Source organism: Paenibacillus sabuli (genome assembly GCF_014705605.1).
In the GTDB taxonomy this organism is placed as follows: domain Bacteria; phylum Bacillota; class Bacilli; order Paenibacillales; family Paenibacillaceae; genus Paenibacillus_D; species Paenibacillus_D sabuli.
Map to the genome: position 1 here is coordinate 1 of NZ_JACXIZ010000075.1, position 15,892 is coordinate 15,892.

Genomic DNA, 15,892 nt, shown 5'->3' on the forward strand with positions numbered 1-15,892 from the left:
CGCGGCGGCGTCCAGCCAGCGCGCCAGGCCGCCTGCGCGCAGGCCGAGCAGGCCATAATTGACATAGCTGGAGCGGCCGCGGAACAGCGCCTGTTCGTAGACGCGCTCCACGTAGCCGTAAGGCACGGAATCGAGCGTGAAGCCGTGCTCGTACCCGGCGGTCAGCGAATCGCCGATGCCGACGATCCGGTACGTCTGCGGCGCGATCGCCTCGGCGCGAGCGGCTGCCGGCGGCTGTGCGCCGGTCTGCGGCGCAGCGGTCGCCGGTGCCGTCAGCGGGGCGAGCAGCGCCGCGCTGAGTGCGATGGCGCCCAGCGCGGGCGACCATTTCCTGAACTTGCCAGACATCGTCTCACTTCCTTCTGATAGAATAGCGATACAAGGACTTCATCCCCGCCGGAGGGCAGGCCGCAGGGCGGCTCGCGCCGGCGATAGCCGACGCTTTATCAGCGCCATAAAAAATATTGAATTGCTATCGTTTTGGGGGGATGTTAAAATAGTTGAATAATGACAATGCGCGTCATGTGCGCGGGCGTCCTTCAACACGAAGTAACATGAAGCGTCCGCAGTTTTCATTTTATGCGATACACGGACGGAATTAAAGAAGTTTTTCCGCGATCCGCCCGCCCCTGCTTTTATCGGCGCACCGCCTTATTCCCGCATCCGCTCGCGGGAGCAGGGTGCGTCTTCCAAGCTGTAGTTCACCGGCTGCCACGGCCGATATACGCTGCGCGCTTCGATCCCATTATCAGCCAAGCATTGACGTCAGGGGAGCCGGGCAGAGCCGGCGCGAACACGGGCGAGGATTGACCGGGGGGCATGGGACGCGCGAAACGAAAATTTTTTTGATAGGAAGGTAGCACAACATGAACAAGACGCATTATGGTTTGCCACCGAAGCAAGGTCTGTACGATCCGCAATTCGAAAAAGACGCCTGCGGCATGGGGTTCGTGGCCAATATTAAAGGCGTCAAATCCCATACGATTATCCGCCAGGCGCTGACCGTGCTGGAGAATATGGAACACCGCGGCGGCCAGGGCAGCGAAGCCAATACCGGCGACGGCGCGGGCATCATGATCCAGGTGCCGCACGACTTCTTCCGCCGCGAGCTGGAAGCGCTCGGCATCCAGCTGCCGCAGGAGGGCGACTATGCCGTGGGCATGCTGTTCCTGCCGCACGACGAAGCGCTGCGCGCCGCCCAGGAGCGCGTCCTGGAAGAGATGATCGCCGAGGAAGGGCAGACGCTGCTCGGCTGGCGCACGGTGCCGACCGACGACGCCAAGCTCGGCGACTCGGCCAAGGCGGCCAAGCCGTATGTCCGTCAGGTGTTCATCGGACGCAATCCGGAGCTGGAGGGCGAGCTGCCGTTCGAGCGCAAGCTGTACGTCATCCGCAAGCGCGCGGAGCATGCGATCCGCTACTCCGGCATGGAGGGCGGGGAGATGTTCTACTTCTCCAGCCTCTCCAGCAAGAAGATCATCTACAAGGGCATGCTGACGACCGAGCAGGTACGCTCGTTCTACACGGAGCTGTCCGACGAGACGATCGTTACGGCGCTGGCGCTCGTGCATTCGCGCTTCAGCACGAACACGTTCCCGAGCTGGGAGCGCGCGCATCCGTATCGCTATCTGATCCACAACGGCGAGATCAACACGCTGCGCGGCAACGTCAACTGGATGCACGCCCGTCAGACGCTCTGCGAGAGCGCGCTGCTGGGCGAGGATCTGGAGAAGATCAAGCCGATCATCAATCCCGACGGCTCGGATACGGCGATGTTCGACAATACGCTCGAGTTCCTGTATCTGGCCGGCCGCTCGCTGCCGCATGCGGCGATGATGATGGTGCCCGAGCCGTGGGCCAATCACGAGAGCATGAGCGACGACAAGAAGGCATTCTACGAATATCACAGCACGCTGATGGAGCCGTGGGACGGGCCGGCGGCGATGGCGTTCACCGACGGCACGCAGATCGGCGCGCTGCTCGACCGCAACGGACTTCGTCCGGCGCGCTACTACGTCACCAAGGACGATACGATCATCCTCGGCTCGGAAGCCGGCACGGTGCCGGTCGACGCCGCCGATATTCTGTACAAGGACCGCCTCCGTCCGGGCCGCATCCTGCTCGTCGACACCAAGGAAGGCCGCATCATCAGCGACGACGAGGTGAAGCATGCGATCGCGACCGAGCATCCGTACCGCGAGTGGCTGGATGAGCATCTGATCGGCCTCGGCGAGCTGCCGGACGCGCCGGAGCTGCCGGAGCCGGATCATCAGACGGTCCAGCGCCGCCAGCAATCGTTTGGCTACACGTTCGAGGACCTGCGCAAGGTGCTCGAGCCGATGGCCGGCAGCGGCGTCGAGCCGATCGCCTCGATGGGCTTCGACGCGCCGCTGGCCGTGCTGTCGGAGCGTCCGCAGCGGCTGTACAATTACTTCAAGCAATTGTTCGCCCAGGTGACGAATCCGCCGATCGACGCGATCCGCGAGGAGATCGTCATCTCGACGAGCACGACGATCGGACCGGAGCGCAATCTGCTGCTGCCGGAGCCCGAGAGCTGCCGCCACATCCGGCTCGATACGCCGGTGCTGTCCAACGAGGACTTCGCCAAGCTGCGCCATGTGCGCCGCCCCGGCTTCAAGTCGATCACACTGCCGATCTTCTTCAAGGCGGCTGAGGGCGAGGCGGGGCTGCGAGACGCGCTCAAAGAAATGTGCGAGGCGGCTGATCGCGTCGTCGCAAAAGGGCATAATATCATCATTCTGTCGGACCGCGGCATCGACCACGACAATGCGGCGATCCCGGCGCTGCTGGCCGTATCCGCGCTGCATCACCATCTGATTCGCCAGGGCACGCGGACCAAGGTCAGCCTGCTGCTCGAATCGGGCGAGCCGCGCGAGGTGCACCACTATGCGCTATTGCTCGGCTACGGCGTCAGCGCGGTCAATCCGTATCTGGCGTTCGAGACGCTGGACGATATGATCCGCCAAGGCATGCTCAAGGGCATCTCGCACGAGAAGGCGGTCAAAAACTATATCAAAGCGGCGACCAAGGGCGTCATCAAAATCCTGTCCAAGATGGGCATCTCCACGATCCAATCGTATCGCGGCGCGCAAATCTTCGAGGCGGTCGGTCTCAAGCAGGAGCTGATCGACGAATTCTTCACCTGGACAGCCTCGCGGATCGGCGGCATCGGCCTTGATGTGATCGCCGAGGAGACGCTCAAGGCGCACAGCCGCGCCTTCGCGGGCAAGGAAGGCACGGTGATGGAGCTCGAGTCCGGCGGCGAGTACCAATGGCGCAAGGACGGCGAGGACCATCTGTTCAGCCCGCAGACGATTCACACGCTGCAGATGGCGTCGCGCGCGAACGACTACAAGCTGTACAAGAAATATTCCGCGCTCGTGCAGGGCGAGGACAAGAAGCATCTGACGCTGCGCTCGCTGCTGTCCTTCCGCAAGGACGGGCAGTCGGTGCCGCTCGAGGAGGTCGAGCCGGTCGAAGCGATCGTGAAGCGGTTCAAGACCGGGGCGATGTCGTTCGGCTCGATCAGCAAGGAAGCGCACGAGAGCCTCGCGATCGCGCTCAACCGGCTCGGCGGCAAGTCCAATACGGGCGAGGGAGGCGAGGACCCCAATCGCTTCACCCCGGACGAGAACGGCGATTCGCGGCGCAGTGCGATCAAGCAGGTCGCATCCGGCCGCTTCGGCGTGACGAGCAACTATCTCGTCAATGCCGACGAAATTCAGATCAAGATGGCCCAGGGCGCCAAGCCGGGCGAGGGCGGACAGCTCCCCGGACGCAAGGTGTATCCGTGGGTGGCGGAAGTGCGCGGCTCGACGCCGGGCGTCGGCCTCATCTCGCCGCCGCCGCATCATGACATCTACTCGATTGAGGATCTGGCGGAGCTGATTCACGATCTCAAAAACGCCAACCCGCGTGCGCGCATCAACGTCAAGCTCGTCTCCGAGGTCGGCGTCGGCACGATCGCGGCTGGCGTGGCCAAGGGTCGCGCCGACGTCATCCTGATCAGCGGCTACGACGGCGGCACGGGCGCTTCGCCGCTCGCTTCGATTCGTCACGCCGGACTGCCGTGGGAGCTCGGTCTGGCGGAGACGCATCAGACGCTGATGCTCAATAACCTGCGCGACCGTGTCGTCGTGGAATGCGACGGCAAGATGATGAACGGCCGCGATCTGGCGATCGCGGCGCTGCTGGGCGCCGAGGAATTCGGCTTCTCCACCGCGCCGCTCGTCGTACTCGGCTGTGTCATGATGCGCGTCTGCCAGCTCGATACGTGTCCGGTCGGCGTCGCGACGCAGAATCCGGAGCTGCGCAAGAAGTTCATGGGCGACCCCGGACATGTCGTCAACTACTTGCGCTTCGTCGCCGAGGAGCTGCGCGAGATCATGGCCGAGCTCGGCTTCCGCACGCTGCCGGAGATGGTCGGTCGCGTCGACAAGCTGGAGACGAAGCAACTGATCGAGCATTACAAAGCAAAGGGCCTCGACCTGGCGCCGCTGCTGCATCAGCCGGACGTAGCGGCGGAGGCTGCCCGCTACTGTGTTCAGGAGCAGAATCATGGCCTGGATGAGTCGCTGGATGTGCGCGAGCTGCTGCCGCTGGCGGCCCCTGCGCTGGAGCGCGGGGAGAAGGTGACCGGCGAGCTCGAGATCTGCAACACCAATCGCGTCGTCGGCACCGTGCTCGGCAGCGAGGTGACGCGCCGCTATGGCGCGGCCGGTCTGCCGGAGGATACGATCGCGCTGCGCTTCAGCGGTTCGGCCGGCCAGAGCTTCGGCGCATTCGTGCCGAAGGGCATCACGCTGACGCTCGAGGGCGACTCCAACGACTACGTCGGCAAGGGCCTCTCCGGCGGCAAGCTGATCGTCAAGCCGGACAGCCGCGCGACCTTTGCCGCAGAGGAGAACGTCATTATCGGCAATACTGCGATCTACGGCGCGACCGGCGGCGAGGCGTATATCCGCGGTATCGCGGGCGAGCGCTTCGCGGTGCGCAACAGCGGCGCCTCCGTCGTCGTCGAGGGCGTGGGCGACCACGGTTGCGAGTACATGACCGGCGGCAAGGTCGTCATTCTCGGCGGCACGGGCCGCAACTTTGCGGCCGGCATGTCCGGGGGCATCGCCTATGTGTACGACCAGGACGGTCAGTTCTACCAGCATTGCAACCTGGAGATGGTCGGGCTTGAGCAAGTGGAGGACGAGGCGGATATCGAAGCGCTGCGCGGCCTGCTCGAGCGTCACGTCGCCTACACGGGCAGCGTGCCGGGCCAGCGTGTGCTGGACAATTGGGACACGGAGCTGGACCGCTTCATCAAGGTCATTCCGAAGGACTACAAGCGCATGCTCGAGCAAATTCGCAAGATGGAAGAGAGCGGACTGCAGGGCGACGAAGCGCTGCTGGCCGCCTTCGAAGCCAACATGCGCGATCTGGCCCGGGTCGGCGGCAATTAAATCGTCGGCCACTAGCCGGTTGCCCGGCAACTTGGCTGTCTCGGTAACTCGGTTGTCCCGAGAACTCGGCGGTTGGCGGCAACGAAAAAGTACGGAGTCGAATGATAAAAAAAGCTGCATCGCGGGATTGCCTCCCCGCGGTGCGGCTTTTTTTGATAGAGAGCGGATGATCTCGCGTATACAAGCGGCTCCCGTGTCCGTCAAAATCCAACCGTTACAGCCCGGCGCCACAGTCCAACCGTTATAGTTGACCCGTTACAGCCGGTTTGTGCGCGTATCGTCTATCGCTTACTTGAGCAGGCCGTTTGGAGTCGCGAAGCAACTGTCGCAGGGAGGTGTTTTTAGGCCAAAGGTAGGAATGGAGCAGCAGAAGGATGTCAAATGGCGGGTGAGTCTGGAAGCAGATGTCCAAAAGGCAAGCGGGCATGCAGGCGAAATCGGAAAAACACGCGCAGGAAATAGCGAAAAAGCGCGATTGGCGGCGCGCTGGGAATATGGACGGGGCTATGTCGTACTATTGCCTAAATTAGGAAGGATGCAGTATATTTAGGTTGTTACAAGCGAAACAGATTGACTGCTCTTGGTGCCGTATTTGTGTCGTTTTTCGAGCCTCTCCATTCGAAAAACTGCCGCCGAGCGGCTGCTCGGTCGGCAGTCCTCTTGGTCGCCGTATTATCTGGGAAACCAGGTCTCGTCCGGACGCAGGCAGATCGGCTTGCCAAATGCGTCGATAGCGACGTTGGGCGGATCACAGGAAATGAGCGTCTCGAATTTTACTTGCTCGTGCAGCAGTACAGCCGGTTTTGTATAGCTCCGCATGAAGGTCACCTCATTTCTCCGGTGTAGGCGTATTTAAATGATACGTATCGTATCATTTACCTAACTATAGGAAAAATTCGTCTATCCGTCAAGCAGAGAATTGTCAGGACCTCGCGGTAACTCGTCCAGACCAACGTCTGCTTAGCCATATTGCGAGCAAGATGCCGGCTGTGTCAATCAGCACGTCGTATAACCGCCCTCCCCGGTAAAAGAATAACTGCATCACTTCGGTTGCCAGCGCATAGAGTATCGCTGCATAGACTCCCCAACGGTTGCGCCCCAGATTGCCCAGCAGCAGCGCGAGGATGAAGAAGCCCGCCATATGACCCAGCTTGCGCAGGATCCACTCCGAATCCGATACATCAAAGTCTTGAAGTTTGAAAAAGTCCATCCAGTCCGGGTTGGGCTGCAAAACAAAAAAAAGTTCAAAGTCGTAGACGAGGCGGTGAAAGCTGATCGCGCAGGTAAACACAAATAAAAGCAAGGCCCACAGGATACCGGTGAGGATTCTCAGCACGCGAAGACCGCCTTTCTGCATCGAGTGTGGCATAGCGTCCGCACTGTCCGATAGGAGCGGGCGGGTTAGTAGCAAGTATAACGCGAAGCGGCGAGATTGACTAGTTGATGAAGAGAGGGGGGGCGGTCGGAAATGAATGGGTTGATGGAATGAAGAGATTGGCTGGCGACTGGAAGTGGGCGGGCTGATGAATCCGACAGGGTCGACAAGAAGGCGACAGAACTCGCCAAAAAAAACGGCATTCGACAACGAGCTTATGACAAATTCCAAGCGGGGGGAAGGCTATAATAGCAGTTATATAGTGCCGCATGCGTGTACAAGGGATCAGTGTCAAAGGGGAAGAGCGGACCCCGATCCACTATAATCGGACGAGTCTACATAGGAACGTAAATATAGAACGTGAGTCATAGAGGGACATCGATTAAGGAGTTGGAGCGGAGCATGGGCGATCAGAAGAAGGCGGAAGGCTGCAAGCCGGAGCGTATTCCGCTGGATGTACGCGTAGTGTTGAAGCAATTGGGATTAGAAAAAGAGCAGCAAGCGGTCGAGTTATTGACCGCATTGCACAAGCAGTTCAAATCCAATTAAATTACAGGCCCCCCTTTCCTAATTCATGTTGCGTTCAGCACGCACAAATGCAATAAAACGTCGGGCTTCTTCTGCTGTCAGCTGTTTGCCGTCAATGGTCAGCGCGAACTTGGACAGAATATCCTGATCCGACAGTTCGAGCTCGTCAACAAATTCGCGTACCTCGGGATCAAGCAAAGTATTTTGAGAACGGGTGCGTCCCACGATAAAGTCAATCGAGACATGAAACAAATCCGCAAATTTGGACAACGTTTCCGTATCCGGCTCACGCCGGTTTTTTTCGTAATGCGACAAGGCCGCCCGCGAAATGCCCAGCATTGTGGCGGTTTGTTCCTGTGTCCATCCCCTCTCATCCCGGAGTTGTGCAATACGCTCACCAGTGTTCATTTGTACCCCCCCAACCGAATATAAATCCATATTAATACGGAAAAGCAAGAAAATCATAAAATGAAACAAAACGTCGCAAACAACGAAAAAACTAAAATTTATCGCTTGACATGATACGATCTGTATCGTAAAGTAAAGCGTAAAGATGATACGTTTTGTATCATATATGTAGGCTAGTTTGCCCGATTTTCGTCTGTTTTAGACCGGATGTGGCGACTGGCGTTGAAGGAAGTGAAGGATGAATCCGCTTAGCCCCTCGTGGCGTCCCTACCGGCGTCCGATGCAGCTGACGCTGCATCCGGCGATTACAGCATCTCTTAGTATACATGAATTAAACGGCATGTGCCCATCCTCCTCAAGCCGCCGGGTATTGGTTCGCAGCGTGGGCATGGAAGCGGCTGTGTTTGAGACGAGCCTTTCGATTCCGCTCGGTCGGCCCTGTAAGCTGCGGCTGGAAGCGCGTCTGGCCGATACGGCTTTTTGCTTCGTCGGCCATGTGGTATGGGGCCGGAGATACGACAATTTGTATCGCTACGAATTGCAGCATGGCTCCAACACGGAGCGCGAGCGTTCTGACAGGAACAGGCTCGCCGCCGCGCTGAATGGGCAGTTGCTGAAGCAACTGCCGCAGCGCCACGAACTTCATGTTCTCTATTGGCGGGCCGCCAAGCGAAGGGTTTGACGCTTTACAAATATAGACGATGGATAGGGTGAGTGGGATGAAAAAAGTGAAAAAGGCCATTATTCCTGCAGCCGGTCTAGGCACACGTTTTTTGCCGGCGACGAAGGCAATGCCCAAGGAGATGCTGCCGATTGTCGACAAGCCGACCATTCAGTACATCGTAGAGGAAGCGATCGCATCGGGCATCGAGGACATCATCATCGTAACTGGCAAGGGCAAGCGGGCGATTGAGGATCATTTTGACAATGCCTTCGAGCTGGAGCAGAGCCTGCACGAGAAGGGCAAGCTGGAGCTGCTGCGGGAGGTGCGCAAATCGTCCGGCGTCGACATTCATTATATTCGGCAAAAAGAGCCGCGCGGCCTCGGACACGCCGTATGGTGCGCGCGCAGCTTCATCGGCAATGAGCCGTTCGCGGTACTGCTCGGGGACGATATCGTACAAGCGGAGCAGCCATGCACGCGCCAATTGATCGCGCAATACGAGCGCACGGGCGCTTCGGTCGTCGGGGTGCAGGCCGTTGCGACGGAGCAGACCAATCGCTATGGCATCGTCGATCCCCAAAAATCGGACGGCCGGCTCTACAGCGTGCGGCGCTTCGTGGAAAAGCCGGCGCCGGGCAAAGCGCCCTCCAATCTGGCGATCATGGGACGCTATGTGCTCACACCCGATATTTTCGCTCACCTGGAGCGGCAACAGCCGGGCAGAGGCGGGGAGATCCAGTTGACCGACGCGATTCAGCAATTGAACGAGACGACCGGTGTCTATGCCTACGACTTCCAGGGCGTACGCTACGATGTGGGCGAGAAGCTGGGCTTCATTCTGACCTCGGTCGAATTCGCGCTGTGTCACGCCGATCTGCGTGCGCCCCTGCTGCATGCGCTCGAGGAGCTCGTCGGACGCGAGACGCTGACGACGTCGCACAGGCAGGGTGAGGGCGCATGAGCATGCCAGCCCCGGGACGCGAGCGCGAGATGGCCGCGGACGCGCGCGGGAGGTATTACACGGGGGAGCGGGGCCCGGCCGAGCGCGCATCGCAGGCGGGCGAGACAGCGCTGCCGGTCTATCTGGCGCTCAAGCGCCTCCTCGACGTTGGCGGCTCGATCGCGGGTCTGATTGTGCTGGCCCCATTGTTCTTGGTGGTGGCGATCGGCATCAAGCTGGAGGACCCGCACGGCGCGGTGTTATTTCGGCAGGTGCGCATCGGCAAGGACGGGCGCCCGTTCCGGATGTTGAAGTTCCGCTCGATGGTCGCGGACGCCGAAGCACAGCTGCATCAGCTGATGCCGCACAACGAGACGAGCGGCGCCATGTTCAAAATCAAGGATGATCCCCGCATTACCCGCATCGGCCGCTTCATCCGTCGGACGAGTATCGACGAGCTGCCGCAGCTGTGGAACGTGCTGACGGGAGAGATGAGCCTCGTCGGTCCGAGGCCGCCGCTGTCGCGCGAGGTGGACGCTTATACAGCTTACGACATGCAGCGTCTGGCTGTGACGCCGGGATGCACCGGCCTGTGGCAGGTGAGCGGACGCAGCCGGCTCGGCTTCGCGGAGATGGTGGAGCTGGACCTGACGTATATCCGCACTCGCAGCATCCGGCAGGACATCTGGATTATGCTGCGTACACTGCGAATGTTGCTCGGCTCGAAAGATGCATATTAACGGTTGTATATTAATGGAAGAAAAATGGAGGGATCGGCATGAGGGTGGTTCTGTTGTCCGGCGGCTCGGGCAAGCGGCTGTGGCCGCTGTCCAATGACGCGCGTTCCAAGCAATTCCTCAAGGTGCTGGAGGATCCGAGCGGCATGCCCGAATCGATGGTGCAACGGGTGTGGAGGCAGCTCGGCGCGGCGGGTCTGCAGCAGCAGGCGTACATCGCGACGAGCCGGTCGCAGGTGGAGGTGCTGACCGGCCAGCTCGGCGGAGCGCCGCGTCTCGTGGTAGAGCCGGCCCGCCGCGACACGTTCGCTGCCATCGCCCTGGCCGCGACCTATCTGTATGCAATCGAGGGCGCTTCGCTCGGCGAGACCATCGTCGTCATGCCGGTCGATCCGTACGTAGAGGCGGACTTCTTCGGACGCCTGCAGGAGCTGGACCGGGCATTGGAGGAGACGAGCGCCGAGCTGGCTCTGATCGGCGTGCGGCCGACGTATTCTTCGGAGAAGTACGGTTATATTCAACCGGTCGGCTCCCGGATCGCGGAGGCCTCGTCGGGGCCGCTTGCGGTCGGGCAATTCCGCGAGAAGCCGTCCGAGACCGAGGCCGAGCGGCTGATTGCGGAGGGCGCGCTGTGGAATTGCGGCGTCTTCGCCTTCAAGCTGGATTATTTGATCAATCTGCTGATCGCGATGGACCTGCCCATTCAATACGAAGAGATGGCGCGGCAGTATGCCAAGCTGCCGGCGATCAGCTTTGATTATCAGGTAGCCGAGCAGGTCAAGCAGGCGGTCGTCTTGCCCTACGAAGGGCCGTGGCGCGATCTCGGGACCTGGAATACCCTGTCGGGCGAGATGAAGCACCGGATCGTCGGCAAGGGCGTCGTCTCGGCGGATTCCGTGCGGACGCATCTGATCAACGAACTGGATATTCCCGTGGCGGTCCTGGGTCTCCCCGATGCGATGGTGGTGACGAGTCCGGACGGCATCCTCGTCTCGAGCAAGACGGCCAGCCCGCGCATCAAGGAGCTGGTCGGCGCGCTGGAAGGGCGGCCGATGTACGAGGAGCGGCGCTGGGGCCACTACCGCGTCATCGACCACGTGACGTATGACGGTGGCGCGCAGGTGTTGACCAAGCGCATCTGGGTGCGCGCGGGCTGCAATCTCAGCTATCAGTATCACGACAAGCGCAGCGAGGTGTGGACGATCCTCTCCGGCGAAGGCGAGTGCGTCCTGGACGGGCGGATCCTCGCCGTTCGTCCCGGAGACGTGCTGCAGATCCCGCGCGGCAGTCGGCACAGCGTGCGGGCCGCGAGCGATCTCGAATTCATCGAGGTGCAGCGCGGCGGCGAGCTGGTCGAGGAGGATATCACGCGCCTGCGCATGACGTGGCCGGAGATCGTCGACGGCTGCACGCGTACGGCCTGACGGATGGGGACGCGGCCAACAATGAGACGCGGCGCCAAGCGGCTGCTGCTGGGACTGGCGGCCGCGCTGCTGCTGAGCGCGACTGCGGCTGCGGGCTATGGCTGGATGGTGTATCGCCAGGCGGAGCGAGCGGCGGCACGGATGTACGAGCCATTGGCGCCGGCGGAGCCGCCACTGGCTTATGCGGCGATACCGCAGCCGACCCGTGTCATCGAAGCGGGGGGCGGTCTCGGTACGGCAGGCAGCGGCCAGAGCGAGAGCGCGGGTCGCGCGGCGGAGCCGGTCTCCGGGCCGTTCGCGTTCGCCAGCGAGGCCCGGGCGCAGCCTTCGCCGGAGGAGGGCGATCCGTTCACCGTGCTCATGATGGGTGTCGACGAACGGGCGCATGACCGCGGTCGTTCGGACACGATGATCGTGCTCGGCGTCAACCCGGCGCGCGGCTCGATGCTGATGTTCAACATTCCGCGCGATACGCGGACCGAGCTGGTCGGACGCGGTACGCTCGACAAGATCAATCATGCGTATGCCTTCGGCGGCGTGGAGATGGCGGTGCGTACGGTGGAGCGGTTCGTCGGGGAGCGTATCGACTATTATGTCAAGGTCAATATGGAGGGCTTCGCCGAGCTGATCGATCTGCTCGGCGGCGTGCGGGTGGATAATCCGTTTGCCTTCGACTTCGAAGGCTATCACTATGCGGCCGGGGAGATCGAGCTGACGGGCGAAGCCGCCCTGATGTACGCCCGGATGCGCTGGGACGATCCGCGCGGCGACCTCGGGCGCAATGCGCGGCAGCGCGAGCTGCTCCAGCGCCTGCTGCAGCGGCTCGTCTCGCTGGAGACGCTGGGCCGCACGGGCGAGCTGCTGGATGCGGCGGGGGATCACGTCCGCACGAATCTGACCTTCGCGTCGATGCGCGGCTTGGCGCTCGACTACGGCGCCCGACTCCGCGATGTCCAGACCACGGAGCTGGCGGGGCGCGGCCGTACGATCGACGGCATCTGGTATTACGAGGTGACCCGCGAGGAGCGCGACCGCGTGCGGCGGCTGCTCGCCGATCAGCTGCGCTAAATGGCGCGGCGCCCGGCAGGCTTCCGGCAGCCTCCGGGCTTGTTGCCGTTGGGCGACGGAGCAAGTGTCAGGGCTTGGCACGACTTCACGCAATCTCTCATATACTGGCGTATGACTGATAGACTCTGGCTCTCCGCCCGAGCAGTAGGCGGCAGAGTCGGCCGGGAGGGAATTCGTGATGAGAACGCCGTATGTCAGATGGGTGTTGACGCTGATGTTGGCGCTGGCCATGCTGCTGACAGGAGGACGCGTCTTGCAGGAGCCGGTGGTAGAGAAGGTCGAACTGGAAGCCCCCTATGCCGATGCACGCCAACAGGAGGTGCCCTTCGGGTATAATTCGATCTATTACGCCCCGTGGCGTGCCTATATGGATACATGGGATGTCGGCCGCTATCGCGCGGCGCTCGGCATCGGCTTCAATGTCCGTCCGGAGGAAGCGGACGCGACGGCCCAGGTGCTCGCCGAAGCCGGGATCAAGACCGCGCGCATCGAGATCGGCTGGGGGGCGCTGGATTATGACGAGCCGGCGCGTCTGCAAGCCGGCCAGGAGCGCAGTGTGCGGACGAGACTGGAGGCGCTGCGGCGGTACGGCATACGGCCGCTAATCTTGCTCAATGCGAACTCGGGCCTGCCCGCGCCGGCCAAGCAGTGGCAGGTGCGCCTCGTCGCCCCGGCCGCGGCCGGCGCTACGGAGCTCGCGATCGACGACGTACGCGGCATCGTGCCGCGCTACACCGGGCTGAGCGGCCAGGGGCCGCTGATGTTCCCGGTTATTACGGCGGTCGATGCGGACAGCGGGACGTTGACGCTGTCTGCGCCGCTGCCCAAGGCGCTGCCTGCCGGACCGCTCGGTCTGGCCAAGCTGCGGGTGCAGCCGCTGTCCGGCGCGACGCTGGCTGGCGGCGAGCCGTACCCGGCCGCGCAGGAGACGCTGGACGGGTGGGTGCAGTACGTCCGCACCGTGACGACGCTCGTCAAGGAGGTGCTGGACAGCCCGGACCCAGCGGACGCAGGATTCGACCTGGAGGTGTGGAATGAGCTGTCGTTCGGCAGCGAATTTTTGGACATCAACCGCTACTACGAGCCGGACCTCGCGTTCGACGGGCCGGTGACTTACAGCCGGGACGGCAAGACGGCGAGCGGGGCGGAGGTGCTCTACCCGCTGACGCTGGACGAGGTGCTGGAGCGCGGCGACGAGCTGGCGGGCGTGCGGGTGGTCAATGGCTTTGCCAATCAGCGGCCGTGGGACAACGGCACGCAGGCCTGGCCGGGTCAGCACGGCTTCAGCCGCCATTATTATACGGGCTGGGAGCCGGAACGATCGATCATCAATGCGGACAATCCGCTCGTGCGAGCGGACCGCCTGCTCGATGCGGATGGCGAGATCGCAGCGGCGCCATACGTCCCGGAGCATACGATGGCCTTTCCCGAGAGCTGGTACTATGCCTACCGGACCGAATATATCGTGCGCGACCTGCAGCCCTTCCCCGGTCCGTGGGGTCAGCATTATCGCTACGCCCATCCGGGAGACGGACGCCCGCCCGGCGTGTGGATGACGGAGACCAACTTCTACCGCGAGCCGCTGGCGCGCCGGCTGGCCGAGGAAGCGCAGGTGGGGCTGGATGCGCCCGAGCTGGCGGCGCTGCTGCACGGGCTCGCGACGAAGACGACGCTGCGCACGTACCTCTTCTCCGTGCACAAGGGCGTCGAGGCGCTCTACCTCTACGCGGCCAAGGGGGGAGACACGCGGTTCGGCGTGCTGCCGGACGCCTTCTTCACGGCTCTGGCCGCCGACGATTACCGGCTGACGGCCCGCGTCCGTGCCGAGATCGGCCCGCAGCTGCAGGCGATGGCCCGAGTGGACGCGCTGCTGGAGCCGGGCGAGTCGATCCAGACGCCGCGCCCGCTGGAGCTCACGCGGCTGGTGGAGCACGAGCCGCAGCTCGTACTGGAGGGCAACGGCACGCCGCAGTACCCCGATGTGTATCAGCGCGACGACTTCGCGATGCTGCCGTTGCAGCTGACCGATCGCCGCTTCGCGATCGGCTACTATGTCGTGACCCGCGATGTGACGGCGGTCCGCAATCCCGCGGCGGAATTGCTCGACGCGAGTCGGTATGCGATGACGACGCAGACGTACGAGGCGACGATCGCCAATCTCGCCGGCACGGGCGCGCGCGTCTACGCCTACGATCCGATCCTGGACCGCACGCTCAAGGTCGAGGTCGTACGCGCTAGCGCCTCGGAGCTCACGGTGCGGCTGCCGACGGTCGATTACCCGCGCTTCCTGATGGTGGAGGAGCGCGGCACGCAGCCGCTGCTCGAGTCGCCGGAGCTGATCTTTGGCGGCGGAGATGGCACGGCGGCGCTGGTCTTCACGACCAACGCAGCGGGCACGGTGCGCGTGACCTGGGGGCCGTACCCCGAGCGCAGCGGGTCGGGCGCGGTCGAGCTCAGGGCCGGCGCGGGCGAGCGGGTCCGGGTCGAGCTGCCGGGCCTGGCCGTGCACGATGGCGTGCGGGCCGAGCTGATCGGCGGCGCGATCCGCAACGTATGGCCGCGCTGGGACTATGACGTGCGCGGCGTGCGCTGGCCCGACTAGCGCGCGCGGGTCAGGTAGCGCGGCGTGGGCCGGCCCGGCTGGCACCGTATGCCGGCCCGGCTAGCGCGCGGGGGTCTGGTAATGCGGCGTGAGCCGGCCCCGACTAGCGCGGTGGGTCAGGCAGCGCGATGTGTGCCGGCCCGGCCGTCGCGCCCGGGCGGATCACCCGAAAAAAAGGCTCGCCGTCTGTCCCGTTGCGCCTTGACAGGCGTCGATCGGTGTAATACAGTGAAGAAGTGAATTGTTACAATATGTATCATTATAAAAATTGTAGATACGTATTGGATCTATTCGAAGCAAAAAAATCGGCAAAACGATGGAATTGACCAGACCCCAGTGTAAAGAATCCGCACGACAGAAGTGAGGGGAAGCATCGGAACGATGGAGCATCGGAACAACTCTAACGGACACCAGCGATGCTTAGCGCCTGAATCGAACGCATGCGTGGCTGTAACGGTCATCAAATCGCCTGAAATTGATCGAAATAAGCGCGCTGGCAACCGTTAGCTGAGGTGCGTCCGTTTGCCCGCCTGATGGATGAGCTGTCTTTGGTTATTTCGTGAAGGATCCTAAGCGTCTCTCATGTCCGTTGCGCGCCTAGCAAAGCTAGGCCTGGCTAACTGATGGAAGTTCAGTCGGGGTAAAGACCAAGCTGCCCTGTAGCTAGTAGGCAAC

The 15,892-nt window shown here is 62.2% G+C and carries 12 protein-coding genes and 1 pseudogene; 9 read left to right on the forward strand and 4 right to left on the reverse strand.

Annotated features, from left to right (window positions below; all coding sequences use genetic code 11):
* Positions 1-348 (reverse strand): annotated as a pseudogene (locus IDH44_RS25550) (hypothetical protein); the annotation flags it as partial.
* Between the two features lie 518 nt (positions 349-866).
* Here IDH44_RS25550 and gltB point away from each other — a divergent pair.
* Both gltB and IDH44_RS25560 read left to right on the forward strand, forming a co-directional pair.
* A complete protein-coding gene (gene gltB / locus IDH44_RS25555) occupies positions 867-5,471 on the forward strand; it encodes a glutamate synthase large subunit (RefSeq protein ID WP_190921654.1) in 4,605 nt (1,534 codons plus the stop codon).
* Between the two features lie 358 nt (positions 5,472-5,829).
* Positions 5,830-6,021 carry a hypothetical protein gene (locus tag IDH44_RS25560; RefSeq protein WP_190921655.1) on the forward strand — a complete coding sequence of 64 codons (192 nt, stop codon included), beginning with the start codon at positions 5,830-5,832 and terminating at the stop codon, positions 6,019-6,021.
* A gap of 122 nt (positions 6,022-6,143) precedes the next feature.
* Here the strand turns inward: IDH44_RS25560 and IDH44_RS25565 are convergent, their stop codons facing one another.
* Both IDH44_RS25565 and IDH44_RS25570 read right to left on the reverse strand, forming a co-directional pair.
* Entirely contained in the window at positions 6,144-6,290 is a 147-nt protein-coding gene (locus IDH44_RS25565) for a hypothetical protein (protein WP_190921656.1), read from the reverse strand.
* A 103-nt stretch (positions 6,291-6,393) separates the two neighbouring features.
* Positions 6,394-6,807, reverse strand: a complete 414-nt coding sequence (locus IDH44_RS25570) for a VanZ family protein (protein WP_190921657.1) — start codon at positions 6,805-6,807, stop codon at positions 6,394-6,396.
* A gap of 441 nt (positions 6,808-7,248) precedes the next feature.
* Here IDH44_RS25570 and IDH44_RS25575 point away from each other — a divergent pair, with 441 nt between their 5' ends.
* Positions 7,249-7,395 (forward strand): hypothetical protein, encoded by a 147-nt coding sequence (locus IDH44_RS25575; protein ID WP_190921658.1) that lies wholly within the window; start codon positions 7,249-7,251, stop codon positions 7,393-7,395.
* Positions 7,396-7,413: 18 nt separating this feature from the next.
* Here the strand turns inward: IDH44_RS25575 and IDH44_RS25580 are convergent, their stop codons facing one another.
* Positions 7,414-7,782, reverse strand: a complete 369-nt coding sequence (locus IDH44_RS25580) for a helix-turn-helix domain-containing protein (protein ID WP_190921659.1) — start codon at positions 7,780-7,782, stop codon at positions 7,414-7,416.
* A gap of 238 nt (positions 7,783-8,020) precedes the next feature.
* On the opposite strand from IDH44_RS25580, the gene IDH44_RS25585 reads away from it, so the two are divergent.
* From IDH44_RS25585 to IDH44_RS25610, 6 genes are all read left to right on the forward strand, one after another.
* Positions 8,021-8,464 (forward strand): hypothetical protein, encoded by a 444-nt coding sequence (locus IDH44_RS25585; RefSeq protein ID WP_190921660.1) that lies wholly within the window; start codon positions 8,021-8,023, stop codon positions 8,462-8,464.
* A 37-nt stretch (positions 8,465-8,501) separates the two neighbouring features.
* A complete protein-coding gene (gene galU / locus IDH44_RS25590; RefSeq protein WP_190921661.1) occupies positions 8,502-9,407 on the forward strand; it encodes a UTP--glucose-1-phosphate uridylyltransferase GalU in 906 nt (301 codons plus the stop codon).
* Positions 9,404-10,126 carry a sugar transferase gene (locus tag IDH44_RS25595; protein ID WP_190921662.1) on the forward strand — a complete coding sequence of 241 codons (723 nt, stop codon included), beginning with the start codon at positions 9,404-9,406 and terminating at the stop codon, positions 10,124-10,126. Before galU ends, IDH44_RS25595 begins: the two co-directional genes overlap by 4 nt.
* Before the next feature lie 38 nt (positions 10,127-10,164).
* On the forward strand, positions 10,165-11,547 hold the full coding sequence (locus tag IDH44_RS25600) for a sugar phosphate nucleotidyltransferase (protein WP_190921663.1): 1,383 nt from the start codon (positions 10,165-10,167) through the stop codon (positions 11,545-11,547).
* 21 nt (positions 11,548-11,568) lie between these two features.
* On the forward strand, positions 11,569-12,615 hold the full coding sequence (locus IDH44_RS25605) for an LCP family glycopolymer transferase (RefSeq protein ID WP_190921664.1): 1,047 nt from the start codon (positions 11,569-11,571) through the stop codon (positions 12,613-12,615).
* A 178-nt stretch (positions 12,616-12,793) separates the two neighbouring features.
* Complete coding sequence (locus IDH44_RS25610; protein WP_190921665.1) at positions 12,794-15,217, forward strand: hypothetical protein; 2,424 nt, start codon at positions 12,794-12,796, stop codon at positions 15,215-15,217.
* The last annotated feature ends 675 nt before the right edge of the window (positions 15,218-15,892 follow it).